Consider the following 25,279-nt stretch of genomic DNA (forward strand, 5'->3'; position numbering starts at 1 on the left):
TTGCAGCATATCAGGAGGAGACTTACAGATGAAAAAGGGTTTATTAATGCTGATGGCTTTCGCGCTTTTTTTCGCGTTCAGCGCAGGGGCGGTCGATGCTAAGCCGAGAGGTAAAATTTCCTCACCGAAGAAGAGCTATACGTCTACCCCATCCAAGCCTGCTGACAATGTAACCAAAAGCAATGGCGGGACAAGCGGAACGACTAAAGCAGGGGCGGCAACAACAGGTAAACGCGGGTTTTTCAGTGGCGGCAGCTTTATGAAAGGGCTAATGATCGGTGGACTTGCAGGTCTATTGTTCGGCGGCATGTTCGGTAATCTGGGATTCCTCGGCGACATGTTCGGATTAATCATTAATGTGATTGCAATCTATATTGTCATCGTCGCGATACGGGGTATATTCCATTACTTCAAGAATCGCCGCAAGCCGGCGCATCCCGATCAGCGGAGACCTCACTAAGTTATGAGAATCTATACGGATGAGATCATAAACGCTATTTGCCTCCATATGGCAGAACGTAGAGGCGTCTCTCCGACGGATGTTGAAGCACAACTGTCATGGGACGAAGAATACGGCTATACGGCGGAGGTTTGGGTTCAAGGACGCGGCCAATATCTCGTGGAAGCGAATTTGCTGGAAGCCATCGAGCAATATTTGTTAAAGCAATATCAACTCCGGAAGTTCCGTTCGCAAATTACGCTGGATGCGGACGAAGAGTTCTGGGCGGATATTGAGGACTAAAATCGAGCGGGATCGGTGCAGATGCGCCGATCCCGTTTTTTTAAACAACATAAAGAAGTCAGCCGGAATTTCCGGCTGACTTCTTTTCATTGCACTTAATTGATAAACGCCACGTACTTCAGGAGTCGCTTCAGCATAACCGCCGCTTCCGCACGAGTCGCCTGATTGCCTGGAACAAAGTTCCCATTGCTCATGCCATTGATAATGCCTGCTTCAACCGCTTGAGCCACTGGCTGCTTCGCCCAGCTGTTAATAGCCGCCTTATCCTTAAACATATCCAAAAGTTGTTCGCCCCCGCTAGGCTGCTTGCCCGTAAACGCAATGGCGCGAGCTATAATAACCGCCATTTCTTCGCGGTTTATTGAAGCATTCGGTTTGAAGCTGCCATCTTGATAACCTTTGACGAGACCGGCTTTTACCGCCGCTCCGACTGCTCCTGCGAACCAGTCCTGACTGCGGACGTCGCTTAATCCCGCTGCAGGCTTAACTTCCGACATGCCCAGAGCACGAACGATCATGGCAGCAAACTCTGCACGCGTAATCGCCTGATCCGGACCAAATTGATCGCCGCTGCTTCCTTTAACGATCAGCTTGGAAGCCATTAGTTCAATATCAGCGCGTGCCCAATGGTTGCTCACGTCGCTAAACGTTTTGCTCAGCTGTGCAATCGCATAAATACTGTTTCCGTTACGCTGTATGGTCACGATCGTTTGGCCGCCTACCGTCTTAAATGTTGCAGGCACGAAGGTGAATGCACCGGTCTCCGGATTGTACATCACCGCAGTAGTTGCTTTTGGATCTAGCTGCTGCGAAGTAACGATGGTCCGTGAGATGTAGGTGCTGCCAAATTGCTTAATCTCCTCGCTCTTCCCGTTTGCTTGCACGGATACGGTATATTCCACCGGAGATCCAACCAGCGTTACTCCGGTTGATGCTGCCGCGTTCTTCACTTGCTGCGCCGCAGCGCCGCTTGCTTGTGCGATCGAGATAACAAGCTTCGCATCAGCACCGAATGTAGTTGCTAATTTTGCTAAATCAAGTACATCCAGCGGGAGACTATAGCTTGCTCCGCCAATATCGATCGATACCGTCAAATCTGATTTAAGCTTCAACGCATCAGTCAGCTCTTTGACTAGCAGCTCTGCATTTACAGCCTGAACAGCGTTTTCAGTCGTAATATGAACGGTATGATCGCCTTGACCTTTCATCATCTCGATCGCTTTAGTAAATGTCCCGGCGGGAACGGTAAGCTTCCCATTGTTCAGTTCGCCCAGCAGGGTAACGCCATCGTCTGTTTTTTCAGGCGTAGTACCTGAGTTCGGCGGAACAGGAGGTACTGCCGGCGGATTATTTCCCGTCGTACCTGTCGTGAAATTCCAAATTTCGGACATGCTTTGGCCGGTGAATGCATCCTCCGCTAACGCATACCACTGGTATTTCTTATTCGCATCCAGATTGCTCCAAGTCACTCCGGCCTTTTCACCGCTTCCAGCTTCATCCTCCTTGCCGATGAGCTGGTCCGTATACACGTTGACACCCATGTAATCCGTTGCTACCCGCTTCACTTGCGGCGTCAAATCTACATCCAGCGTAAATTCATCTTTGTTCGGGTAATCTTTCGGGTCGTAAAAGTTATAATCATCAAGGTAAGGCGAGTACGTCTTCACGTACATTTTGTCATTGGCCATATCGAATTGCAGCAGCTTGATATATCCTTGGCCGCCTTCCGGTCCGCCTTGATAATCCGATAACATCTGATAGACTTTACGGTCTTTCACGCCGTCATTATTATCATCCAGCTCATCGACAAGCAGCGCCGAATTATGATAATGGCCCGACAATACGGCAAATACATTCTTGTTCTTCGTCACGACTTTCTCGAAAATCTTATCTGCGATCGGAGCACGGTTGCCCGATACGAGCAGGAATTCATGGAAGTTCAGAATCGCCTTGCGATTCGGATATTTGGCCAGCACTTCATTCATCCAGTCGATATCCGAATCACGGACGCCCCAACCCATGTACACCATAATGAAATCATTGCCGTTGGAAGAAACGAGATCGTAGTGGCCGCGGTTGTTATCCAGCGAACCGCCGTAAGTCGGCTGATCCTTAAAGCGTTTCTCGCCGAAATATTTCCAATAATAATCATAAGCTCCAAGCTGATGGTCAACGTCATGGTTGCCGGCCAGAACACCATATGGAATATTGGCATTCTCCAGCACCTTCATATCGGCATCGGCTCTTTCCCATTGAATTTCTTTATCTGCCTCATCTACGATATCCCCGGTATGGATAACGTATTTGATCTTCTGCGATTCTTTGTTATCCGCAATCCAGTTGACAATGTCCTCATAGATACGCGGGTAACTCTCGGAGTAATATTGCGTATCCGACATCCACGCGAAGGAGAAGTCAAATTTCTCTTGTGATACCGGGAGCTCATCTTGGACCATGACCTGAAGCGAATGATCGACTGCATACTCGCCTGCAGTTACCCATGCTCCAAGTGTAAAATCTGCAGCCCCTGCGATTTTGGAATCGATGCTCTTCCATTTTTGCTCTGCCGGGCTCCATGCGTACATGCTGACTTTACGGCCTTCAAGGGAATTTCCTTTCCAGCTTAATTCAATCTTATCGGTCTCTTTCACCGAAGCATCCAGTTGGACCTGGAACCGCTGATACGGGAATTGTTCCGTAGAATCGTCGATCAAGTATTGCCCGTCGGTCGCGCCGATCTTATTGTAATCCTCCGGTGTCATCGCGCTTTCGCCGGCGGGAACCATTTCTTTCGGAGGCTCTATGCCTGCCGCATTGCGGAAACCTTGGAAATCCCCCTGGCTGGCAGCGTCATACTTGAAGCCTTGGAAGAACGACACGTTCATTTTGTCATTCATCGGATCTGCAACTTTAACGGTTAGAACAGGATTGCGGTCAATTCCCGTTGAACCGGAAGCAGGCGTTACCAATTCAGGCTTCGTCGGATTTTCGTCCGGCACCGAGAAGGTTACTTGCTTCTGTGCCCTATTACCGACTTTATCGGTTGCATGGATAAGGACAACATGATTTCCTGCGGTCAAGTCCTTGGACGAAGTCTTATATGGAAGGGTGATCGGAGCTTCATCCAGCCATACCTCTGCTTTATTTAGCCCTGACAGCGCATCTTGCACAGTTGCATGAATGGTAAACGGCCCACGGTACAGCTTCCCCTCCTCCATGGAGGTAGTGATCGTTGGTGCGGTATTGTCGACTTTGACCGTTACGGTCTTCTCGCCCAGTTGCGAATGGCCAACGGTTATCGCATGCTCGCCGTCAGGCAGCTTTGTCGTGTCCAGAGCATAAGCCTTGGAAGCTAATAGCGCATCCGTGATAACAAAGTTAAAGTCCATCACCGGGAATTTACCCGCACTGTCTCCCATCGGGATAACCGTATCTCGGTTTTTGTAACGCTCATCGAAAATTTCAGTGCCGTCCGCAAACACAAGTCGTACATTCCGGACCGTGAAATCATCTTTATTCTCTTCATCACGATCATCAAACGGAGAAGCTTTCGTACCCGCGCGGATCGAAATAATATTGTTTCCCGCTTTAAGGCGTTCCGCCGCGATCGGTACCGTTAACGTCGTATAGCTATTGATCGGATCTTCGAAAATGTAAAGCGCTTCTTTGCCGATCGCAACGCCGTTCTTGAAGTAATAGTTGACTCCGTTTGCTTCAAATGCGAAATACGCATCCTGTTCAACGGCTGCATAAGTTCCATTGGTTACTTCCGTCTGATCGACGGACAAGTGAAGCGAAGAAGCAGGAGCACTCTCAGAAGTACCCTTCAGAACCTTTGTGCCGGCAAGTATTTCTCCGTCCTTCACATTCAGGCGCAAGCTGGAATGATCGGAATTGCCGGTTACATTTACGCGATACTTCTCCGAAGTCACCTCGTTCTTGCCGTCCGAAATCACATAGTAATACTCCAAGTAATTCCGTCCGATCAACTCCGGCGAGTAGATCGTATAGTGATAAAGCGTATCCGCGAAGCTTTCTTCCAAATACCGCTTCGTATAGGCGCTATCGAGGTTGCTCTTATAATAGAGAGCTACCGATTTCACCTTGTTCTCATCTTGTGCTTCTGCCGTAATTTGCAGATTTTTGGCCTTATCAATCTCGGTAATACCCGTCAAATCGTTAAAAGTCGGATTTGTTGTATCTGCGGGTTGTTTAACAGGAATAATCGGCACTTGAACGGGAGCGACCTTCCCGGGCGTAGCTGCCTCTGTGCCGGCACTGTATTTCATCATTTGCGTGCTTCCGGCAGGCGAATATTTGTAGAAAATCCCTTTATTCGCCACGGTTTCTTCATCGTTGTCATAATACACGGCGGAGATTTCCGTCTTCGTGTTCGAAGCAACCACAATTCCCCGTTTGCCGCCGTTAGCCATACCGTCACTGTACATTTTGACAATGTCGGTGCCTTCGACTAGGTTTGTGCCATAGAGCTTATTGAAATCGGCAACGGTTGATTGTTTGTTCTGGCTGTTGATTACCCAGAACACCATCGTTTTCTTCGAAGGAATCAGCAATTCCTCTGAAGCCGTCGGCCAAATGACATCGGCATCCGGTCCGGAATCGGTGTAACGATATTGGATTTTGTAGTTTTTGAAATTGATCGTTTGATCCGTATTGTTATAAACCTCAACAAATTCATAACCGTCCCCTGTCCCTACGTTCGTAGAGTCCGGAACGATCTCCGTCACCATAAGCGGCGGCAGCTTGTTAAAATCGACATTGCCAAGTTCGATCGAAACCGTGAATGTACTGGACTTCACTGTATCCACGCCATCTGACGCCTGGATGTAGTATTGAAGCGCCGTATCGGTCAACGCTTCCTTCGGAATCGTCGCGGAGAACTGACTATCCTCTCCGGTTGTCATGGCTGCCGATTGATAGTCGACTGCTGCGCCGACTCTATAATAAAGAGTTGCTGACAGCGTCTGATTATCCGGGTCCGCGATGGTTGCCAGAATCGTCAGATCGTTATCGATGCTCCCTGTAGCCGGAGGCACATGCTCGATAACGGGCAGTTGATTAACTGCAGGCGCAGGCTGTGCGGGAAGCAGCTCCGATTCTGCTGAGCCCGGAGTTGCTGCATTCACGGCTGCGGATTTCAAGCTCATGCGATTGGTTCCATCCGTAGGATACTGATAGAAAATTCCTTTATCGACATCAGTCTGGGCGTTCGCGTAGTAAGCTTCGGCGATTTCTTTGCCTGCCTTGGACGCAACGATGATTTTGCGCATGCCGCCGTTTGCCATACCGCCGCCGCCATCGATCTTGAATAGGTTGGTGTTTTCTACAAGCGCAGTCTTATAGTTGGCATTAAAATCATCTGCTGTAAGGTCAGTGTTGACGCCGTTCATAATCCAGAACACGGACGAGCTGAGCGGTGGAATTACCGCCGATGCCGGCAACGACCAAACAGCGTCGGGAGTAGAAGAATTTGTATAACGGTAAATAAGCTGATAATCCTTGAGCGAGATCGGACGAGTCGTATTATTGTACAGTTCAACAAACTCATAGGCATCCGAATCGACTCCGGCTACATTCGTTGTATCCGGAACAAGCTCGGTAATCAGCAGTACCGGTACTTTACTGAAATCGAAGTTTTGTTGCTCGATGGCTACCGTATTTACTGCGGATTTAATCGTATGAATGGAATCCGAAGCTTGGATATAGTACTGCAGCTCAGCACTTGTTAAAGCTGCTTTGGGAATAACGGCTGTAAAAACAGCGGTCCCCGAAGTATTCCCCATGGGAACAGAAGCATAATCGGCATCCGATTTGTTCTTATAAAACAGCGCTGCGGTTGGCGTATCATCCACATCGGTGATTTGTGCCGTTATCGTAAGATCTTCACTGCTAGTCCCATGTGTGACCGGAGTATGGTCAATAATTGGTGCCTCATTCACCGGTATACCCGGGAATTCGTAGTGAACGGATGGAATTTGCTCTGCCGCCAGCGTACCTGGTGTTGGAGCTGATTTGGTCGCAAATTTATCCGTTTGCGTGCCGCTTGCCGGCAGCTTAAAGTGGTCGCCGAGCCCGGCAGCAATATCGGTTGCAGCCGTATACCCGGATTTGGATATTTCAACGCCTTGATTGTTTTTGATGGCAACCGTGCGGTCGTTGGTGTTATGGAAGCCTGAGAACCCGGTTCCGGCAACCTCCACGATTTGGCCGGCGTCAAGACTCACGCCATATTTCGTGTTAAAGTCAGCCAATGTTTTACCCGTATTATTGTACCAGAAGACCATGACTTGTTCGGGAGCGAGCGACTTCTCGCCAAAAGTAAACGGAATATCCGGTGTACTGGTCGGGTATCGGTACAAGAAGGTATAGTCGTTCAGACGCAGCGTTTTGTTGGAGTTATTGTACACTTCGAAAAACTCATAATCGTCCGTACCGCTCACATCCGGATGAATCTCAGATACGAACAACTCAGGCACCGTGTTTGCATCAGCTGCTGCAGTACTGCCTGCCGAAGAGATCAGACTCGTTAACAGGCTTGCTAATAGAAGGCTAGCGATCCATCTCTTGTATCGCTTGTACCTCTTGCTAATCATTATTGAACACTTCCTTCCGGTTGTAGGGGTCCTGTTATTAGATCGTTACAAGACGTTCGATCAGCCAGTACATGCCCATTAATCCGACAATGGAGGATGCACCGTATTTCCAGATTGGGCTTCGAGCGAGCTTAAACCGCCGACACAGCAACAGAAGAGGCACCACAATAGCCAGAACCGCAAGCTGTCCGATCTCGACTCCAAGATTGAAGGAGAACAGCGGAAGTGCGACATGGCCCGATAAGGTGCCATGCAGAATTTCAGCGAACCCAAATCCATGAACCATGCCAAACATAACGGTTACGGCCATACGTTTATTGTCGTTGCTATTCTTTCGATACAGATTTTCAAAAGCTACAAATACGATGCTTAGCGCAATAAGCGGTTCGACAATTAGTGGCGACAGCGACGCTAAATCAAGCGCGGATAAAACAAGCGTAATGCTATGTCCGACCGTAAACGCGGAGATAAGCTTCAGCATCGTCCATCCGCTCGTTCCGGCAGCTAAGATAAGTCCGACCAAAAACAGCAAATGGTCCGCGCCGGACCAGATATGCTCCATCCCCATCTTCGTATACTCGCTCAGCTGCGAAGTCCAGGACGATGAGGTTGTGATCATGCTTGACTGATCATCTCTATCATCCGTTGATTGTCCTTCTTTGCCGTCGTCTGCTCCATGATAGCCTTCCATCTCCAGAATATTGTTTGAACTGTTGATGACTTGTACGATGGACTGCTGTCCCATTCGGATCGTAGCAAAGCTTCTATGGTCGGGATTGGTGCCGTCATAGAAGTTATATTGAACCATGTACCGTTCAACAGGCTCCGCAAAGTCATAGGTGATGTCGATTTCGACCATGGGCATTTTTGCTTTTTCAGTTTGTTTTACCGCTGTTAATGCTCCGTTTCCGACTTTGCTGTTTCCGGTTACGATCAGTCTGTCATTCACTAAAGCGGTGAGTGTATCCTTTCCGTCAGTCAGTTCATTTGCTGAAATTTGGCCATCCCCGTTCTGATCGAGGGTCGGAAGCGCTTCTAGCAGCTCTCGCTCCGGCAGAAACAGGTTATACTCCAATTTGTGATCCTTAATGGTAATATCCGAAAATCCCGTAGAACTGAAATGGGCCTGCGCGGTACCCCCAAACAAGGCGAAAAACATCCATAAGCTTGCCAACACAACGCCTGCCTGCATTCTTATTCTCACATGACTCTCCTTTCTATCTAACTCGAAGATCGTTATAGACAACTTTATTACTATAGAGTCCGAATGTAAGTTGAACATCATGGACAGATGAAGAAATTATTGATCTTGCCCAAAAAATGAGAAGAACCCTCCCATAAATTGAAGAGGGCTCTAGTTCATCCGAGAAATGGAAGACGTCGTCGATTCTGTTTTGTAAATATCGGAAATTGTCGTTTTCTTCGCAACCTCCACCTCTGTTCTACGTCTAATAGAGTAGATTCAGAGAGGAGTGTTAAATTAGCAGATGGTTATTCGTAACAAATGGACGGTAATTATCGCGGCAGTACTGGTTATTCAAGCGATTTTGTCGACGATATCAACGACCAATAGTGACGCTGCTGTTGCATCCGCAGACAATACGACTAAATTTCGTGTCTACCACAACGATGCTGCCATGAAGGAATTTGCTGCCGAGAGCAGTGCTGTTGCTTACGCTAAACAATTCACGTACACGCATGTGGAGAAAATCGCGAACCGAGAATGGGTTTGGGACAACCTTCCGAAGTATAAGGTGTACGAGAACGGTGTAAGTTCAAGCGGCCGGGAATTCCGTACGCTGGCTGAAGCACAGCGTTTTGCAAGCAAAGTTCGTTTCGCGCAAATCCGCGACCTGGAGAAGCCCGGATTCATTCAAAGCAATTATCCTAATTTTCAAATGTATCAAGGTGATAAAACGCTGGCAAACTGGTCGTTCGTGACTCTTGCCGATGCGAAGAAAGCTGCTAAAGCTTACGGAAACATCCATATTATTGAGCTGGCAAGCAATCAGTGGGTATGGGATAACTTGACTGATGCACAGAAAGCCGCTCAGCGCAAAGCACCGCTAACTTATAGCATTGTAACGGACAGCATGCAAGACAGCGCTCCTGCTTACAGCTTTTTGTTAGATGCGATCCGCGCTTCGTTTAAAGTACCCGGGAGCAGCGTAGTTAACCGAGCAACGGGTCAAATTGTACATAGTAACATCCCAACCTTCACGGTCGTCCAGTCCGGCCCGGTTGTGGCCTCGTACCATAGCATTCAAAGCGCGATTCAATATGCCAAATCCTTGTCCGGTGCGTCTGTCGTGAAGAACGGACTAACTTGGTGGACGAATGTTCCGTATCTGGCCGTTTATCAAGGCGACCAGAAACTGCGTTCGTTCCATACGCGTAAAGGCGCTATTGAGTTTGCCAATTCGTACGCGGGTTCCACCGTTATGACAACCGATCTCAGAGCAATCTGGAACAATAAGAAGTCGCTCCAGCTGCTGGGTTGGAACGGTACTTCCCGTACAGCAACGGTATTGGATCAAGTCAGCAAAACCCAAGGGCTCGATATCGATTCCCCATCTTGGTTTGAACTGGCAAGCGCGGATGGCACCTTTACGGATACTTCGGATCCGGCACTCGTGCAAACGATGAAGGCCTCCGGCATCAAGTTGACTCCGCTCGTAAGCAATCAATTCGATGCGGTGCTGACAAGCGCGTTTCTGCGGAATGAAACAGCGAAGAATTCGTTTATCACTAACCTCGTCAGCAAGCTTACGGCTCTTGATGTGGAAGGTGTGAATATTGATTTCGAGGGCATGGCCGGAAAAGATCGTGACTTGTACACCGAATTCGTTCGCTCGTTTACAAGCGCGGCGCACATAGCCGGATTGACGGTTTCGGTCGATCTGCCAAGAGGCGATGTGAAATGGGATGCCAAAACCGCTTACGATCAGCGGGCACTCGCCGAAATCGTGGACATGATTATGATTATGGCCTATGACCAGCACTGGAAGGGAAGCGACGAAGCCGGCTCCGTCGCTGAACTGACTTGGGTTGAGGATGGCGTGAAGCAATTTCTGGCTTATGGCGTTCCCCGCAGCAAGCTGATGCTCGGCATTCCTTTCTATGTGCGAGAATGGCGTGTAGATGCAGCGGGCAAGCTGGTGGATAACAAAGCTATCTTTATGAGTGAGCTGCCTCGCATCATTGCCGAACAAGGCGCTACTCGCACGTTTGACGCCACTGCCGGACAATGGAAATACGAATATACGGGCCAAGACGGATACACGCATGTATTCTGGGCAGAGACAGCCGACACCGTGAAAGCTCGCGTCAACATCGCCAAGAAGTACGATTTAGCCGGCGTTGCCGCTTGGCGTCTCGGGTATGAGCAGGCAGATCTGTGGACGATGCTGCTCCAAATGAAGTAGCGGCTGCCGGCCAAGTGGTACTTAGGTAGCTCGTTATGGTATGATAGTAGAGTTATTGTTCGATCATTTAATTCATATCAGTTAGGAGACTGCTGTATGTCAAATTTAAAAGAAATTCAATCCCTCGATGAGTGGAATGCGGCGTTTGAAGCATCCAGCTCGCGTCCTTTGGTCGTTTTCAAACATAGCACGACATGTCCGGTAAGCGCGAACGCGTACACGGAGTTCTCGAATTACTTGAAGAACAACGAGGCAGCTTCGGCTGACACCGACTTTGTTCTGGTCAAGGTCATTGAATCCCGTCCGGTGTCGAACCAAATTGCCGAAGATACTTCGGTCAAACATGAATCCCCGCAAGTGATTCTAATCAAGGATAAAGCGAAGTATTGGACGGCCTCGCATTGGTCCATCACGGAAGCTCATATGTCTGCGGTAATGAATTAATCAGCGATGCCTCCTGATCGAAGCGTGAAGACGCTTTTGTTAGGAGGCTTTTTTGTTATTTTGCCAATTGTTAAAAACCATATATTAGAACCAGTCTACTATCTCTGCATATCCCAGCTTCACTATTACTAGTAGATGGTCATCGCTCTTCCTCGCTTGTACTCAAGCCTGTTATTCATCAAAATTGGCGATTAACAGGTAATAAAAAAGAAGCCTGCCACCGAAGTGACAAGCCTCATTAGGTTTGCTTAAGCAAACACCATATTTTTTCCGTAGAATATTTCGTCCATTTCCCACTTTACGCTTTTCTCAATCTCCTGCTGCTCATCCTTGCTGAGTGTGTCCTTCGTGTACCCGAACAAGTAATTGTTCAGATCAAACTCCCGCAGCTTGCACTTCGTGTGAAAAATATTTTCCTGATACACATTCACGTCAATCATCTGATACAAATCTTGGATTTCTTCCGGAATATAACTCTGGATCGAGCTGATTTCGTGGTCGATAAACAGCTTGTGCCCATAGATATCGCGCGTAAATCCCCTTACTCTGTAATCGATAATCATAATATCGGTATCAAAGGAGCGTATGAGGTAGTTCAGCGCTTTAAGCGGCGAAATCTCACCGCAGGTGGAGACGTCTATATCTGCGCGGAACGTGCTGATGCCTTCATCCGGATGGTACTCGGGATACGTATGCACCGTGATATGGCTTGTATTCAAATGCATGGCAACGCCATTTGGAACCGGTCCGGGCGATTCCTCGAACGATTCATGCGTCGCCTGCTCGAGCGGGCCTTCCGATACAAGCATCGTCACGCTTGCCCCTTGCGGCTCATAATCCTGCTGGGCAACATTCAGCACATGGGCGCCGATGATCTCGGCTACCGTTTTCAATATCGAGGTCAAACGATCCGCATTGTATTGCTGGTCTATGTAAGCGATATACGATTCGCGCTCTTCTTTCGTTTTGGTAAAGCAAATATCGTACATATTGAAGCTTAACGACTTGGTCAAGTTGTTAAAGCCATGCAGCGTAATGCGCTGCTCCGATGTTAATTGCAATTGGGCTCCCCCTAAGTGTAACGCCTCCGGCGCGGAAATAAACGACTGTATACTTAGAATGGGAAGTCCGGGCAGCTTCTATCCCGAAAACGGATTAATTTTCTTCTTTTGCAAGCCAAGCGGGTCATATTCGCCTGCAAAATGATACACATACCGATTATCAATACGGACATAACCGAGGATGCACGCCGCTCGATCCCTACGGAACACGCAGGAGTAATCCTGATTGTCCCGATTTCCTTCCGCCACGAGGATTTCACCGGCATCACAAGCGAGTACAACACCGATATGATCATGCGCATGTTCAGACAGCAGCTTCTCATAGATGACGATATCCCCGCGCTGAGGTGTGAAACCGTCTTGTCCATCTCGATAGAAAAACTCATTCTCAGGCAGCTGCGACCATTCCAGCCATGCCCCAACCCCCGCGAATCGACACGCACTATTCGGATAACGAATCGGAAGCAGAATGCCGGCAATCCTGCAGCAATGATACACGAAAGCCGCACACCAGCTGCCTTTCAGCACACTGTAGATATCCGCGTCCGGCCAGTATTGGCAAATCTCCCGATAGCTGCGATTACCGGGAACTCCGATAATATCTTGCGAAGCAAGCTGTTCGGCAATGTCAGCAAGCAGCGCTCTTTTATCCGGATTACCACCGACCGCTTGCACATCAGGTTTGATTTCAATTGCTGGTTGCCCGCTGGGAAGGGTCAGCTCGTTCAATACTCGTTGAAGCCGGGGCATATCCTCCCCCGAGACAAGACGAGCGGAATGTTGAAAATATCGCTGCAGCACTACCGCATCCTTGACGATTTCGTCATAGGGTCCATGGACATGTTCCTGATCGCTATGAAGACATATGGCATGAAGAATCGTATGCAGCTCTTCCGGACTAAACGAACCCATATCTCTAATTAGAGGCCGTACGGCTTCGGCGCTGTTGACGCCGGGAAAGTCGGCAATGCCTGTTTTGTAGTAATAGTAATGATGAAGCAAACCAGCGATTGAAGCGAGCTCCCGGTCATACCCTCTCTTTAACGCAAGGACTGACGCAAACGTAGAGACGCCGTACAAATAAGTGCATGCTTCTTCCCTTAACGCTGCGCTATCAACGGACTTCAACATGGTATGTAGCATGATTCTTATACTTTCATGCCGAGCCGGCTGCATACCGGTTATCGCCTCAGCGTACATGCATCGTACCCATGCCACGGAACAGAACATTATGGCGCCAATTCGGAGCTGCATCTGCAAGATGCATTTGCGGATAATGCTTCAGCATCGCAGTCAGCGCGATTTCGCCTTCCAGTCGGGCAAGCGGTGCACCCAGACAGAAGTGAGCTCCTGAAGCAAACGCCAAGTGGCGATTAGGCGTCCTGCCAATATCGAACTGATTCGGATTCGAGAATTGAGCGGGATCGCGGTTTGCCGCACCAAGCATCACTTGGACCACCTGTCCTTGCCGGATCGTCTGCCCGCCAAGCTCGTAATCGACTGATGCAAGGCGTGAAGTCATCTGTACCGGACTTTCGTATCGCAGTCCTTCTTCTACCGCAGAAGGAATTAAAGTGGGATTTTCGAGTAAACGCGCATATTGTTCCGGGTGGTTCAACAACGCAAGCATGGTGTTGCCAATCAGATTCACCGTCGTCTCATGACCGGCTACAAGCAGCAATACACATGTAGCGATAAGCTCCTGCTCGGTAAGCGCATCTGTCTGTTCTTTAGCGGCCAGTAAATCGCTGATCATATCTTCACGCGGCGAAACTTTGCGTTCCGCAATTAAGCTGCGGAAATAAGCTGTAATTTCAACGGCTGCCCGAATGGATTGTTCTGCGAAATCAGGCGTTTGATCGCCGCCGCCTTCGAGTATTCTTGCGAAGGTATGCGACCATTCCTTGAACATCTCGCGGTCTTCCGGCGGTACGCCAAGCATCTCGGCGATGACGATAACCGGCAATGGAAATGCGAACGATTGAATGAGATCAGGCTGCTCCTCTTCTGCCATCCGCTCGGCAAGATGCTCCGCGATGGAGCGGATATTCTGCTTCAGCCTCTCCATGGACCGCGGCGTGAAGGAGTGACTGACAAGCCCTCGCAATCTTGTATGCGTCGGCGCATCTCGAAGCAGCATCCAATTGTCCAAGAGATTATTAACAGGCTCCCATGGCGTATTCTGCGACTGCGGCGGCTGCTCTTCTTGCTGTTGCTGCGGCATCGCGTTTCGGTTCTCTCGGACAAACAGAGGATCCTTCAAGACGCGGTTAACGTCCTCATAACGGGAAACAACCCACATATTGTGCCATTCCAGATATCGAACCGGTTCTTGCTCAAGCAAATAGGTGTAGAACGGATAGGGATTATCATGAACCTGTACGTTATACGGTCCAAACCATGAAGCGATTTCCGAGATTTCAAAGGTACGCGATTGATTTTGCAACAGCTCCGCCTCCTAATTTTTTGCATGCACATAGTACGTGAGCCGGCTGCCAAAAGTTGCATCATTCGAAGCGACGAATGAAAACAAGAAAAACGGATGGCTGTTACGCCATCCGCCTTTACCGACAAGTTATAGTCTCTTACGCACCGGAATCCAAATTTCACTTCTATAAGTCGGTGACGTCATATCCTTACTTTCGTTCCACAATAGCTCAGGACCTTGTGTTTGCTCGTAGCTGGAAGAAGGAAACCATTCGGAGTAGATCCGTCCCCAGACATTTTGCAGCGTATCCGGAAAAGGTCCTACCGCTTCGAAAACGGCCCATGTGCTTGGCGCCACTTCCAGCTTCTCCATATCCTCCGGACATTCAAGCGTTGTAGCAACACCGAGATAATGGTCGAGCTCCCCTTTTTCCTCCATACGTTCTTCTGAGAAGTTCGTCGATGCACTGAGCATGCCCCGTGGCGAGATGTTAGAGAGACTCTTCAGCTTCTGAATCTTCTCTTCGGTTAAACTGCCCGCCATCGCCGCAATTTCCGGATTTACACCGTGGAAAATAATCGGGACCCTTTTCATTAACCCTACGATGCGGAAAGCCTCTTTCTCTTCGATGCGGAAATTCATTTCATTTCCTCCTTTAATCGTTAATTGAAATGTCATTCGCGGATAAGCTTTTAACGTTTGACCGTTGCTTCTTGCTTCCGTCGGAGTTAAGCCATGCAAGCCTTGGAATGCTCTGGTGAACGCATCCGGCGAGTTGTACCCATATTTCACGGCAATATCGATGATTTTCGTTTCATTGCTGCTTTGCAGCTCGAATGCCGCAAGTGTAAGACGTCTGCGACGAATGTATTCGGATAATGATACGCCTGCCAAGAATGAGAACATCCGCTTAAAATGAAACTCAGAGCACATCGCCAACTTTGCGACCTCCTTGAAGTCAATCTCCTCCGTCAGATTGTCCTCTATATAGGCGATGGCGCCGTTCATATCTGCCAGTAAGTTCATGAGTTCCTCCCTCCTACCTCTCTAAATTAACAGAACGTCGATTGCACAATCCGACTATTCGTGCCCGATTATGCAGGATGTGTATCATCTATGTAATGAGTGAGATGAATCAACAAACGCACCATGATGATCGAGTACGGGGATGACTGAACTCGAATCAAGCTCCGATGCCAGCTGAACATCGTCTTCGTACCCGCTTGCGATCAACTCTTGGCCCGAGCCGCATGCCGCAACCATGGGTGCAAGCTTGCTTCGGGATGCTTCAAATACTGCTGCCGCACTCCCGGCTTCAGGTGATAATTCGAATGGATGGAGCTGACTCAGAATAGCGCCGGCTGCCAGCATATCTTCGAAACCGGGACGCAGACTCCCGTCGCTCCACCGCTCTCCCGATGCGATTACGCTGACAATGCCGCCTCTTTGCTGTATATATCGCGCCACTGCACCGGCATTTCGCAGACATCCGGCAATGACTTCGCATTGGTTGTCCTTTGCGATAAAAGAGCATGTAGCCCCGTTAGGCGAAGGCAGCACAATTCGGCTATTCTCTTCAAGAAGCGCAAGCTTCGCAGGGGATAACGATATCGGTTCGCCGCGTTTCCCCGCTAATAACGCGTTCATCTCACGAGCGTATTCTGCAGCGGATGCATCCTTGAATGGAAACGGAAAGACAATACCCTTCCGATTAAGAACGATATCTACACAAGTTGTAAAGGAAAGAACATCAATAATGACAATAAGGTCCGAAACAGGTGCTAAAGCGCGCACCCCTTCGACTCCCCATTCGAATCGCGCCGTGTAGTTGGATTGCTGATATACCGCGGAGACGGACATGTTTTCCCCCCATGAACAACATACTATTTCCTAGACTTTACCATAAACCAACAGGCTATATTGAGAAAATAGATGAAATCAGCCATAATCAAACCTATATCCGCTCTAGGCGGCAATAGGAGCTGAATCCATATGACAACTTATGATGAAGATTTGAAGAAACGGCTGCGGAGAATGGAAGGCCAAATTCGCGGCGTCTTAAAAATGATGGAGGAAGGACAGCATTGCAAGGACGTAGTGGCCCAAATATCGGCTGTCCGAAGTGCTGCCGATAAAGCGATCGCGTATGTGGTCGCGAAGAACCTCGAGCAATGCATCAGAGAAGAAAATGAAACCGGCGGCGATACCGGCAAGCTTGTGGAAGAAGCCGTCTCACTGCTGATTAAGAGCAGATGATGAGCTGCCACCACCCGCATGGCGGACTCGATAAATATCCAGCTTCGCCTTCGCCAGTCCGCTGCTGCAATCCACTGAAGTTTGAATGCCGCCGTAATTGTTTTGCATAAAAACCTCAATGATTCGCAAAATGGCCTGCCCGTCTTCACAGCCAAAAGATGCCTCAAAGCTGGTCACGGCATACGATTCATCGACAATCCGCAGCTCATAATCCGCTTGCCCCAGCTCATGATACAGATGATAGCGAAGACCGGCATGCTGAAATTCGGCCATATACATCCCCTTGCAGCCACTGAGTTTCGTTGTATTCGTAATCCTCACGCTTATTTCGATCCCGCGCGCTTTCGCATACGCTGACCATTTCTCGTTGATTTTGTATAAATATCGCATCGTTCCCACCCTCGTATCCATGCTGGTTATTCCTCTTGAATAGGATACCCGTCCGCTCGCTCCTGGCAACAATAAAAAAACCGCCTGAACCACGATAATCGCGGAGCAAGCGGCACTCTGATTTAAGATCTCTTCTTACGCGTCATTACATCGAATATTACGGCAGCAGCCAGTACGGCGCCGCGAATCATGTATTGATACGAAATCCCGACGCCGAGCAAATTCATACCGCTCGATAGCGAAGCCATAACAATCGCGCCTATGATGGAGCCCGTTACTTTACCAACCCCGCCTGCTGCGGATACGCCGCCGACATAGGCTGCAGCGATCGCGTCAAGCTCGAACAGGGTTCCTGCTGTTGTCGTAGCCGATTGCAAGCGTGCCGTGAACAAAATACCGGACAGCGCCGACAGCATCCCCATGGAGCCGAAAACGATATACGTAATTTTCTTTACGCTGATACCGCTCAGATGCGCGGCTTCCGGGTTGCTCCCTACCGCATAGATATGGCGGCCGAGCACGGTTTTGGAAGTCAGAATTTGATAAATAACAACGACAAGCAGCATGATGATAACCGTCCAGGAAAAGCCGTTGTAGCCTGCGATAATCCAAGTAATATAAGCGATAATGGCAGAAACGAACACAAGCTTCACCATAAAGATGTTCATGGAGGTCACTTCAAAATTGTATTTCAGTTTGTTTTTGCGTTTAGACACTTCCATCACAATATAAAGCAGGATGATACATAGTCCGAAGATTAAGGAGAGCAGGTTAAGTCCGTTAATCTTCACGATAGACGGGATAAATCCATTGCCGATTGCATTGAAGTGCTCATCTTTAATAATAATCGTCCCGGTATCCTCGGTTACACGAAGCAGTGCTCCTCTGAATATCAACATCCCCGCCAAGGAAGCAACGAACGACGGAATGCCGATTTGCGCAACCAGAAAGCCATTAAACAGACCGACCACGATACCTAATACGAGAATGATGGGAATGGTCAGATAGAACGGTACGCCAAGCTCGGTTAAGAAAATCGCTGCGATCGCACCGAGAAATCCGGCTGCGAATCCAACAGACAGATCAATGTGCCGTATGACGATAACAAGCGTCATCCCTACAGCCAGTACTGCAATATAACCGGTTGCGTCGAGTAGATTGCTGATGTTCCGCGATGACATGAACAGACCGTCTGTCATGATGGAGAAGGTCAGCATGATGACGAACAAGGCGATATACATGCCATATTCGCGAATGTTTACTTTAATTAACGACTTTGCTTCGTTATAGAAATTCACAAGTCTTCCCCCTATTGCGTTGCAAAATGCATGATTTTTTCCTGATCGGCTTCTTCAATGGACAGCTCGCCCGTCATGCGGCCTTCTGCCATGATGTAGACACGATCACTCATTCCCAATATCTCGCCGAGCTCGGAAGAAATCATAATGATGCTCATTCCCTCGCTGATCAGCTTGTTCATGATCGTATAGATTTCGAATTTGGCGCCGACATCGATTCCCCGAGTCGGTTCATCCAGAATGAGCAATTTCGGACCGACAAACAGCCATTTGCCGAGCGATACCTTCTGCTGATTTCCGCCGCTTAAGTTGCCGACGATCTGTTCAACGGAAGGCGCTTTAATATTTAACGATTGCTTGTAGCTATTGGAGATGCTTACTTCTTCATTGCTGTTGATGAACCCTCGTGTGGAAATTTCATGAAGATTAGCAGCCGTAATGTTGCTCTTAATGTCTTGAATCAGGAAGAGCCCGTCACCCTTGCGGTCTTCCGTTACGTAAGCAATGCCTGCGGATATGGCGTCCTGCGGATGCTTGAATGCGCTGCGCTTACCGTCAAGGTACAGCTCGCCCTGCAATTTATACGACTTCGGGTTACCGAAAATGCTTTGTGCCAATTCCGTTCGTCCGGAGCCCATCAAGCCGGCTATGCCGACGATTTCTCCTTTTTTAACGTGCAAATGAACGTTCTTCACAACGCTGCGACCCAGCTTCGGATCATAGGCAGACCAATCGCGCAGCTCCAAAATCGGATCTCCGAATTGCTTGTCAGCCCGCTTCGGATAAATATCGTCGATCTCGCGACCAACCATGTTCTTAATAATGATGCTTTCGGTAATTTCACCTTTGGACGCATCGAGCGTGCAAATCGTTTTCCCATCGCGCAGTACGGTAGCTTTGTCTGCGATCGCTATAACTTCTTTGAGCTTGTGTGAAATCATAATGCAGGTAATGCCTTGATTTTTCAGTTCGCGAAGCAGCTGCAGAAGATTCTCGCTATCGTCCTCATTCAGCGCTGCCGTAGGCTCATCCAGAATGAGCAGCTTCACTTCTTTGCTTAATGCTTTGGCAATCTCAACAAGCTGCTGCTTCCCGACGCCAAGATCTTTGATCAAGACCTCAGGGTTTACGTTCAGCTTCACCTTCTTCAGCATTTCCGCGGCTCTGACGATCGTGCGGTTCCAATCCACGAACGCGCCGTTCTTCACTTCATTGCCTGCAAAAATATTCTCATAGACCGTCAAATCCGGAAATAAAGCCAGCTCCTGATAGATGATGGCAATGCCGGCTTTCACGCTGTCGCTGATTTTCGAGAAACTCTGGACGCCGCCGTTATAGACGATATCGCCTTGATAAGTGCCGTAAGGGTAAACACCGCTCAGCACCTTCATCAGTGTCGACTTGCCTGCACCGTTCTCTCCGATCAAGCAGTGGATCTCGCCTCGCTTGACCTTAAAGCTAACGTTCGAAAGGGCTTTAACGCCTGTAAACTCCTTGGAAATCCCGTTCATTTCTAATATGAATTCACTCATGTCTGTCGCTCCTTACCCAAACCAGGCTTACAAGCAAGGAATAGTGATAGACGCTGCCATCACTATTCCGCGTTACCTATTGATTATCGGCTGTGCTTACAGCCCTTGGAAATCGTCTGCTTTGTAGTACTCGGAATCGATCAGCTTTTCTTTCACGTTTGCTTTGTCGACTACGATAACGTCTGTTTGTTTTGCAGGCACATCGATCTTGCCATTGTTGTACGAGCCGGTAGTTTCAGGTGTATTGCCATCCAAGATGGAAATGGCCATACCCATTGCGTCTTTAACCAAGCTGCGAACATCTTTGAAGACGGTCATCGATTGTTTGCCGTCAATCACGTATTGAACGGAAGCTTGCTCCGCATCTTGACCTGTTACGACAAAGCTTGTAACCGCTTTATCGGAAGCGAATACATCGGCGATCGAACGAGCAGTTCCGTCATTTGGCGCCAAGATCGCCACATCGCCTTTCATGTCGGCAGCAGCCGCAGTCAAATGCGTTTGCGCTTTGTTCTTAGCTTCGTTGGCATCCCAGTTCGTTGTAACTTGACCGATAATGCCGCTCAGTTGATCGCGGGAAAGTTCAGCGGTATCCTTCAAGCCTTCAGCTTCGCTGGAGTTCGCTACTTTGAACGTACCGTCGGCGATCTTAGGCTGCAGCACTTCCCATGCGCCTTGGAAGAACAAGAATGCGTTGTTATCGGAAGCTGCGCCTGCGTACAAGTAAAGCGGCTGCCCGTTACCTTTGGCATGATCAACCAGGTATTGCGCTTGCGCTTTACCAACAGCGATGCTGTCGAATGTAACGTAGTAGTCAACGGCATCCGTTTTGGTAATCAAGCGGTCATACGAGATTACTTTCACGCCGGCATCCTTCGCTGCTTCTACTGCAGCTGCGGCTGCGTCACCGTCTTGCGGGCAAATAATAAGGACTTGGATGCCTTTATTGATCAGAGTCTCCACGTTCTCTTTCTCTTTCGCCGAAGAACCTTGGCTGAACAAAATTTCTGTCGAATAATCCGTGCCGTCCAGCGCTGCCTTAAAGCGCGTTTCATCCTGTACCCACCGCGGCTCATCCTTAGTCGGCAATACGATGCCTACACTTACCTTTTTGCTGTCGCCGCAGGCTGCGACGATTGCTGCGAACAGCATAATGACCAGTACGAGTGCGATGGATTTAAAACCTTTTTTCATGATTTGTTTTCCCCTCTCCATATGCTAAAGCGTTTACAAAACCAACTATAGCACCGGATATACAGCTTGAAAGCGCTAACTTATAGCACTTTTTTCATACCATCTGCACTATTTTGATTTTCACGGTTTGCGGACAAACAAAAGAAGCGGTAAACCAGCCCCTTCGCCGGTCTACCGCTTCTTCACCTTACTCTGTCCGATAAATATCTGCCCGTTGATGGAATCCATCGGCAATAATTGTGGCATCCATGTTCAATCGATCGACGGCAATGGGTTCAAGCAAGATGGCCGGCACATCGATTTTCTTGTTGAATACGGTCTTGACCGTGCTCACCTTTTCGCCTATCGCCATTCGAACGGCCAGGTCTGCCGCAGCCTCCGCAAGCTTCGGAATCGGCTTATAGACCGTCATCGTTTGCGTCCCTTCCACGATTCGCTGCGCGGCTGCCAGCTCGGCATCCATTCCGGAGACAGGAATATGGCTTGCCATTTGCTGACCGGTTAGCGCCGCGATGACTCCGCCCGCCGTTCCGTCATTAGCGGCGATAACGGCGTCGATCGCATTATGATTGGCTTTCAGCGCTTCTTCCATATTCGCTCTGGCGTTGGCAGGAATCCATTCTTTCGTGAATTGATCATAGACGATGCGGATATCTCCTCGATCCACGAAAGGCTTGAGCACTTTCATCTGACCTTTCTTGAACATATGGGCATTGTTGTCCGTATCCGCCCCTTCGATCAGCACATAATTACCCTTCGGTACCTTTGACACGATGGCTCTGGCCTGAAGCTCGCCGGCCTTCTCATTATCGAAGGAAATATAGAGATCGACATCGGCATTTAAGATCAGCCGATCATACGATATCACTTTAATGCCCGCTTGATGGGCTTTGGCGACAATGGCTGCTCCGGCTTCGGCGTTATGAGGCACGACAACGAGAACATCAACACCGCGGGAGATCATATTCTCCGCTTGGGCGATCTGTTTGGCGTCATCGCCATTTGCCGCTTGGACATCCACCTCCGCCCCGAGCCTTTCCACAGCAGCTTTGAACAAATCCCGATCCTTCTTCCAGCGTTCTTCCTCTAATGTATCGAGGGACAAGCCGATGACCACTTGATGATCATCTCTTGCCTTGACTACGGATTGTTTATCGTCGACCTGTTGTTTGGGTTCTTGCTTCGTCCCCGCTCGGACACCTGCATCGGCACCGGATCCGGCTCCGCCAAGTGAGCAAGCAGTCAGCAGCAATGTAACTCCCAACAAGCTAAGCAGCAGCTTCACTTGCGTTGGACTTCTTCGTTGTCGATGCCTCACGTTCAACCTCCTTTTCTGCAACTTTACAGCTGTTTCTTGTTCGCCGGACGAAGCAGCTGTTTTCGATAATCGGTCGGCGAGTGTCCCACGATCTTCTTGAAGACGCGGCTGAAATAATTGGGATCATTATAGCCAATCTCAAACGTAATTTCTTTCAAACTCATTTCCGACTCCAACATCAATTGCTTGGCAGCCTCCATGCGGCACTCCGTCAAAAAATCGATATAGTTCATGCCAAACTGTTCCTTAAACAGCTTGCTCACATAGTACGGGTTCCTGTCCACGACTGCAGCCAACCGCTCCAACGACAAATCCTCATGTGCATGATCCTTGATATAATGCTTCAGTTTCAAGAGCAAGCCCGACTCCAACTCGCCATTGCTCCGTGCCGCGGCTTCCGCAATGCCCGCAATAAGCACTCGCGTTTCTGTGCGAAGCTGCACATAACTCGTCGTTTGGCCTTGGTAATACAGCTTTTGGACATCCACACCCATCTCATGCAGCATCCGACTGACGATGATGATGACTTCAAACACACGCTGCTGCGCAATGGCAACGCGCTCTCCCGCTCCTTCATACACATCAATCATCTGCCTGACCAGATCAGCCGCCGCATCAAACTGTCCTCGGCGAACATCTTCAAGCACATTTTTCTCCAATTCCATCGTCAATCGGCTGATCGACTTACTGTCATGCCGAGGAAGATCCTCATATAAGCAAAACCGCGCCGGCAATGAAAGATCAACGGAAGCCAGCATCGACTCATGATACGATTTGCGCAATTCCTTCAATTCGCCGTATAATCCGCCAATTCCGGCAAAAGGCTCATATCCGCTGTGACGCAAAGCAGCCTGCACAAGCTTCCGGCCCATGATTAATGCATAGCTGCGATAGGACTGCTCGCCTTCCATGAAGAGAATAATCGGAATTTGATTGCCGGTAATTTTACCGATCCAGCAGTGAACGTTCCAATCGGCCAACTGCTTCACGATGACGGCATGAAGTCCTTCGAGCTCCTCGTGCCGGCCGTGCTCATGTCTCCCCTCATGGGACGATTCCGAGAGCAGCAAATTGATGACGAAACCGCCTTTCGTAGCGGGGAGACCTAATAACTCGATCATCTCGCTCAGGTGCAAGGAAGGAGCATCGTCAAACAGCAGCTGGGAAACAATATCCGCCTCCACGATTGGAAGCATTCTGCGCAGACGCTCCGAATCCATCCGCCGATGCTCGGATTCCATCCGATTCGATCGTATTTCTTGGATTACTTTCCCGATCGTTTCTTGAATGACCGTCGTCTTGCTGGGCTTCAGCAAATAATCGCTCACTCCCATTTGCAGCGCTGATCTGGCGAACTCAAACGTATCAAACGCGGTCACAACGATGAATTTCACCGTATCGCTGAACGTCTTTATCCGTTCGATCGCTTGCAGCCCGTTAATGCCGGGCATCTTAATATCCATCGTAATCAGATCCGGCTTCAGCAGCTCCGCCGATTCGATCGCTTCTCGTCCATTGGAAGCCTGTCCGACAATTTCAACCTCCGTAAAGCTCGTTTCAATGATCCGCTGGAGCGCCATACGCTCGATCGGCTCATCATCGACAATCAATATCCGTATCATAGCTTGGGCCTCCTCGGAAGCGTTAACGTAATGCATGTTCCTTCTCCGATCTTCGAGTCAATCTGTATGATATCTTCAACCCCATAGAACAGCTGCAGCCGATGCAGCACGTTCCGAATGCCAATACCGGTGGAATGACCCTTGTAAATGGAATTATCCGTGTCAGCCAGGAGCCGTTCAATCTGTTCGGCGTCCATGCCTTGCCCCGTATCGGATACTTCGACCGTGACATGCTCCTCATGACTCTGCACGCGAAGCGTTAACGTGCCGCCATCTTCCGACGGTTCAATCGCATATATAAATACATTCTCCGCTAGGGGCTGCAGGATGAGAATCGGCACGTCGATATCCAGTCCCGCTTCATCAATCTCTCGCACGACCTTCAGACGATCCCCGAATCTCGCCTTCTGGATCGCCAAGTATTCCTCCAGCACCTCAACCTCGTCTCCGAGCGTCACTCTGCTGTCCATCCGACGTAAATTGTAGCGAAGCATGCCGGCAACCGAGCTGATCAGCTCGCTTGTTTTGTCGGCGCCGGCCAAATACGCCTCCTTAGAGAGCATATTCAGCGTATTGAATAGAAAATGCGGATTGATCTGGCTCTGCAGGCTCTTCAGCTCGCTCTCCTTCAGCATCAGCTTATGCTTGTGAAGATCGTATTCCAGCTGCGCTTTGCTCTGAATTTCGTCAAACAAATTACCGATATTCAGACGCATCGTATCCAATGTTTTGGCCAGGAACGACATATCATCATTGTTATTGATCTCAATGGGCTTGTGAAAATTGCCCCGCGACAGCTCCCTTGCCGACTGCGTCAGCTTAAGAATCGGCTGCGTTACGCTGTTTACGAACCGGAAGGAGAAAATAAGCAGCATTAACGATACGAGCGCGAGGGTCCAGAAGCCCATCTTGAGCAGATCATCGCTGCGTTTGATAATTTTGCGGTAGAAGGCAT

General features: G+C 49.1%; 19 protein-coding genes. 5 read left to right on the top strand and 14 right to left on the bottom strand.

Going from position 1 to position 25,279, the window contains the following annotated elements; translation table 11 throughout:
• Positions 1-28 precede the first annotated feature (28 nt).
• Positions 29-460 carry a hypothetical protein gene (locus I8J30_RS12005; RefSeq protein WP_210658471.1) on the top strand — a complete coding sequence of 144 codons (432 nt, stop codon included), beginning with the start codon at positions 29-31 and terminating at the stop codon, positions 458-460.
• A 3-nt stretch (positions 461-463) separates the two neighbouring features.
• Complete coding sequence (locus I8J30_RS12010; protein WP_091215657.1) at positions 464-742, top strand: YxcD family protein; 279 nt, start codon at positions 464-466, stop codon at positions 740-742.
• 95 nt (positions 743-837) lie between these two features.
• Here I8J30_RS12010 and I8J30_RS12015 read toward each other — a convergent pair whose 3' ends face one another.
• Both I8J30_RS12015 and I8J30_RS33970 read right to left on the bottom strand, forming a co-directional pair.
• Positions 838-7,356 carry an S-layer homology domain-containing protein gene (locus I8J30_RS12015; protein ID WP_210658474.1) on the bottom strand — a complete coding sequence of 2,173 codons (6,519 nt, stop codon included), beginning with the start codon at positions 7,354-7,356 and terminating at the stop codon, positions 838-840.
• Between the two features lie 37 nt (positions 7,357-7,393).
• Positions 7,394-8,560: a HupE/UreJ family protein gene (locus I8J30_RS33970; RefSeq protein ID WP_210658476.1), complete on the bottom strand. Its 1,167-nt coding sequence runs from the start codon at positions 8,558-8,560 to the stop codon at positions 7,394-7,396.
• Positions 8,561-8,843: 283 nt separating this feature from the next.
• Between I8J30_RS33970 and I8J30_RS12025 the strand changes: the two genes are divergently transcribed.
• Positions 8,844-10,781 (top strand): glycosyl hydrolase family 18 protein, encoded by a 1,938-nt coding sequence (locus I8J30_RS12025; RefSeq protein WP_210658478.1) that lies wholly within the window; start codon positions 8,844-8,846, stop codon positions 10,779-10,781.
• 96 nt (positions 10,782-10,877) lie between these two features.
• Positions 10,878-11,225: a bacillithiol system redox-active protein YtxJ gene (gene ytxJ, locus I8J30_RS12030; protein ID WP_210658480.1), complete on the top strand. Its 348-nt coding sequence runs from the start codon at positions 10,878-10,880 to the stop codon at positions 11,223-11,225.
• A 248-nt stretch (positions 11,226-11,473) separates the two neighbouring features.
• Here the strand turns inward: ytxJ and speD are convergent, their stop codons facing one another.
• From speD to I8J30_RS12055, 5 genes are all read right to left on the bottom strand, one after another.
• Positions 11,474-12,286 (bottom strand): adenosylmethionine decarboxylase, encoded by an 813-nt coding sequence (gene speD, locus I8J30_RS12035; protein ID WP_210658482.1) that lies wholly within the window; start codon positions 12,284-12,286, stop codon positions 11,474-11,476.
• 78 nt (positions 12,287-12,364) lie between these two features.
• Positions 12,365-13,429: a CHAP domain-containing protein gene (locus tag I8J30_RS12040; protein ID WP_240548030.1), complete on the bottom strand. Its 1,065-nt coding sequence runs from the start codon at positions 13,427-13,429 to the stop codon at positions 12,365-12,367.
• Between the two features lie 46 nt (positions 13,430-13,475).
• Positions 13,476-14,732, bottom strand: coding sequence for a cytochrome P450 (locus tag I8J30_RS12045; RefSeq protein WP_210658484.1), 1,257 nt, complete (start codon positions 14,730-14,732; stop codon positions 13,476-13,478).
• Positions 14,733-14,861: 129 nt separating this feature from the next.
• The gene (locus I8J30_RS12050; RefSeq protein WP_210658486.1) at positions 14,862-15,740 is read right to left on the bottom strand and encodes an AraC family transcriptional regulator; all 879 of its coding nucleotides are present in this window, start codon (positions 15,738-15,740) and stop codon (positions 14,862-14,864) included.
• An 84-nt stretch (positions 15,741-15,824) separates the two neighbouring features.
• Complete coding sequence (locus I8J30_RS12055; protein WP_210658488.1) at positions 15,825-16,574, bottom strand: 2-phosphosulfolactate phosphatase; 750 nt, start codon at positions 16,572-16,574, stop codon at positions 15,825-15,827.
• A 132-nt stretch (positions 16,575-16,706) separates the two neighbouring features.
• On the opposite strand from I8J30_RS12055, the gene I8J30_RS12060 reads away from it, so the two are divergent.
• Complete coding sequence (locus tag I8J30_RS12060; protein WP_210658490.1) at positions 16,707-16,970, top strand: metal-sensitive transcriptional regulator; 264 nt, start codon at positions 16,707-16,709, stop codon at positions 16,968-16,970.
• Here I8J30_RS12060 and I8J30_RS12065 read toward each other — a convergent pair.
• The 7 genes from I8J30_RS12065 to I8J30_RS12095 all read right to left on the bottom strand — a co-directional run.
• Positions 16,947-17,381, bottom strand: coding sequence for a hypothetical protein (locus I8J30_RS12065; RefSeq protein ID WP_210658491.1), 435 nt, complete (start codon positions 17,379-17,381; stop codon positions 16,947-16,949). The two genes, I8J30_RS12060 and I8J30_RS12065, sit on opposite strands and share 24 nt — an antisense overlap.
• A 101-nt stretch (positions 17,382-17,482) precedes the next feature.
• The gene (locus I8J30_RS12070) at positions 17,483-18,658 is read right to left on the bottom strand and encodes a sugar ABC transporter permease (RefSeq protein WP_091215616.1); all 1,176 of its coding nucleotides are present in this window, start codon (positions 18,656-18,658) and stop codon (positions 17,483-17,485) included.
• 11 nt (positions 18,659-18,669) lie between these two features.
• Positions 18,670-20,190 carry a sugar ABC transporter ATP-binding protein gene (locus tag I8J30_RS12075; RefSeq protein WP_210658493.1) on the bottom strand — a complete coding sequence of 507 codons (1,521 nt, stop codon included), beginning with the start codon at positions 20,188-20,190 and terminating at the stop codon, positions 18,670-18,672.
• A 96-nt stretch (positions 20,191-20,286) separates the two neighbouring features.
• Positions 20,287-21,384: a sugar ABC transporter substrate-binding protein gene (locus I8J30_RS12080; RefSeq protein WP_210658495.1), complete on the bottom strand. Its 1,098-nt coding sequence runs from the start codon at positions 21,382-21,384 to the stop codon at positions 20,287-20,289.
• Positions 21,385-21,571: 187 nt separating this feature from the next.
• Entirely contained in the window at positions 21,572-22,702 is a 1,131-nt protein-coding gene (gene xylF / locus I8J30_RS12085; protein WP_338044855.1) for a D-xylose ABC transporter substrate-binding protein, read from the bottom strand.
• 23 nt (positions 22,703-22,725) lie between these two features.
• Positions 22,726-24,324, bottom strand: a complete 1,599-nt coding sequence (locus I8J30_RS12090) for a response regulator (RefSeq protein ID WP_210658497.1) — start codon at positions 24,322-24,324, stop codon at positions 22,726-22,728.
• On the bottom strand, positions 24,321-25,279 hold a 959-nt coding region (locus I8J30_RS12095), incomplete at its 5' end, for a sensor histidine kinase (RefSeq protein ID WP_210658499.1). The genes I8J30_RS12090 and I8J30_RS12095, both read right to left, overlap by 4 nt.

Origin of the sequence: Paenibacillus lignilyticus (assembly GCF_017942085.1) — a bacterium.
GTDB lineage: Bacteria > Bacillota > Bacilli > Paenibacillales > Paenibacillaceae > Paenibacillus_Z > Paenibacillus_Z lignilyticus.

What these genes read in the sequence shown, in the direction of transcription:
- I8J30_RS12055 (WP_210658488.1), bottom strand. Translation starts at nt 16,574, where the DNA reads ATGTCCGTCTCCGCGGTATATCAGCAATCCAACTACACGGCGCGATTC.
- I8J30_RS12005 (WP_210658471.1), top strand. Translation starts at nt 29, where the DNA reads ATGAAAAAGGGTTTATTAATGCTGATGGCTTTCGCGCTTTTTTTCGCG.
- I8J30_RS12090 (WP_210658497.1), bottom strand. Translation starts at nt 24,324, where the DNA reads ATGATACGGATATTGATTGTCGATGATGAGCCGATCGAGCGTATGGCG.
- I8J30_RS12050 (WP_210658486.1), bottom strand. Translation starts at nt 15,740, where the DNA reads ATGAACTTACTGGCAGATATGAACGGCGCCATCGCCTATATAGAGGAC.
- I8J30_RS12025 (WP_210658478.1), top strand. Translation starts at nt 8,844, where the DNA reads ATGGTTATTCGTAACAAATGGACGGTAATTATCGCGGCAGTACTGGTT.
- I8J30_RS12065 (WP_210658491.1), bottom strand. Translation starts at nt 17,381, where the DNA reads ATGGATACGAGGGTGGGAACGATGCGATATTTATACAAAATCAACGAG.
- I8J30_RS12010 (WP_091215657.1), top strand. Translation starts at nt 464, where the DNA reads ATGAGAATCTATACGGATGAGATCATAAACGCTATTTGCCTCCATATG.
- I8J30_RS12040 (WP_240548030.1), bottom strand. Translation starts at nt 13,429, where the DNA reads ATGCTACATACCATGTTGAAGTCCGTTGATAGCGCAGCGTTAAGGGAA.
- I8J30_RS12080 (WP_210658495.1), bottom strand. Translation starts at nt 21,384, where the DNA reads ATGAAAAAAGGTTTTAAATCCATCGCACTCGTACTGGTCATTATGCTG.
- ytxJ (WP_210658480.1), top strand. Translation starts at nt 10,878, where the DNA reads ATGTCAAATTTAAAAGAAATTCAATCCCTCGATGAGTGGAATGCGGCG.
- I8J30_RS12060 (WP_210658490.1), top strand. Translation starts at nt 16,707, where the DNA reads ATGACAACTTATGATGAAGATTTGAAGAAACGGCTGCGGAGAATGGAA.
- I8J30_RS12015 (WP_210658474.1), bottom strand. Translation starts at nt 7,356, where the DNA reads ATGATTAGCAAGAGGTACAAGCGATACAAGAGATGGATCGCTAGCCTT.
- I8J30_RS12075 (WP_210658493.1), bottom strand. Translation starts at nt 20,190, where the DNA reads ATGAGTGAATTCATATTAGAAATGAACGGGATTTCCAAGGAGTTTACA.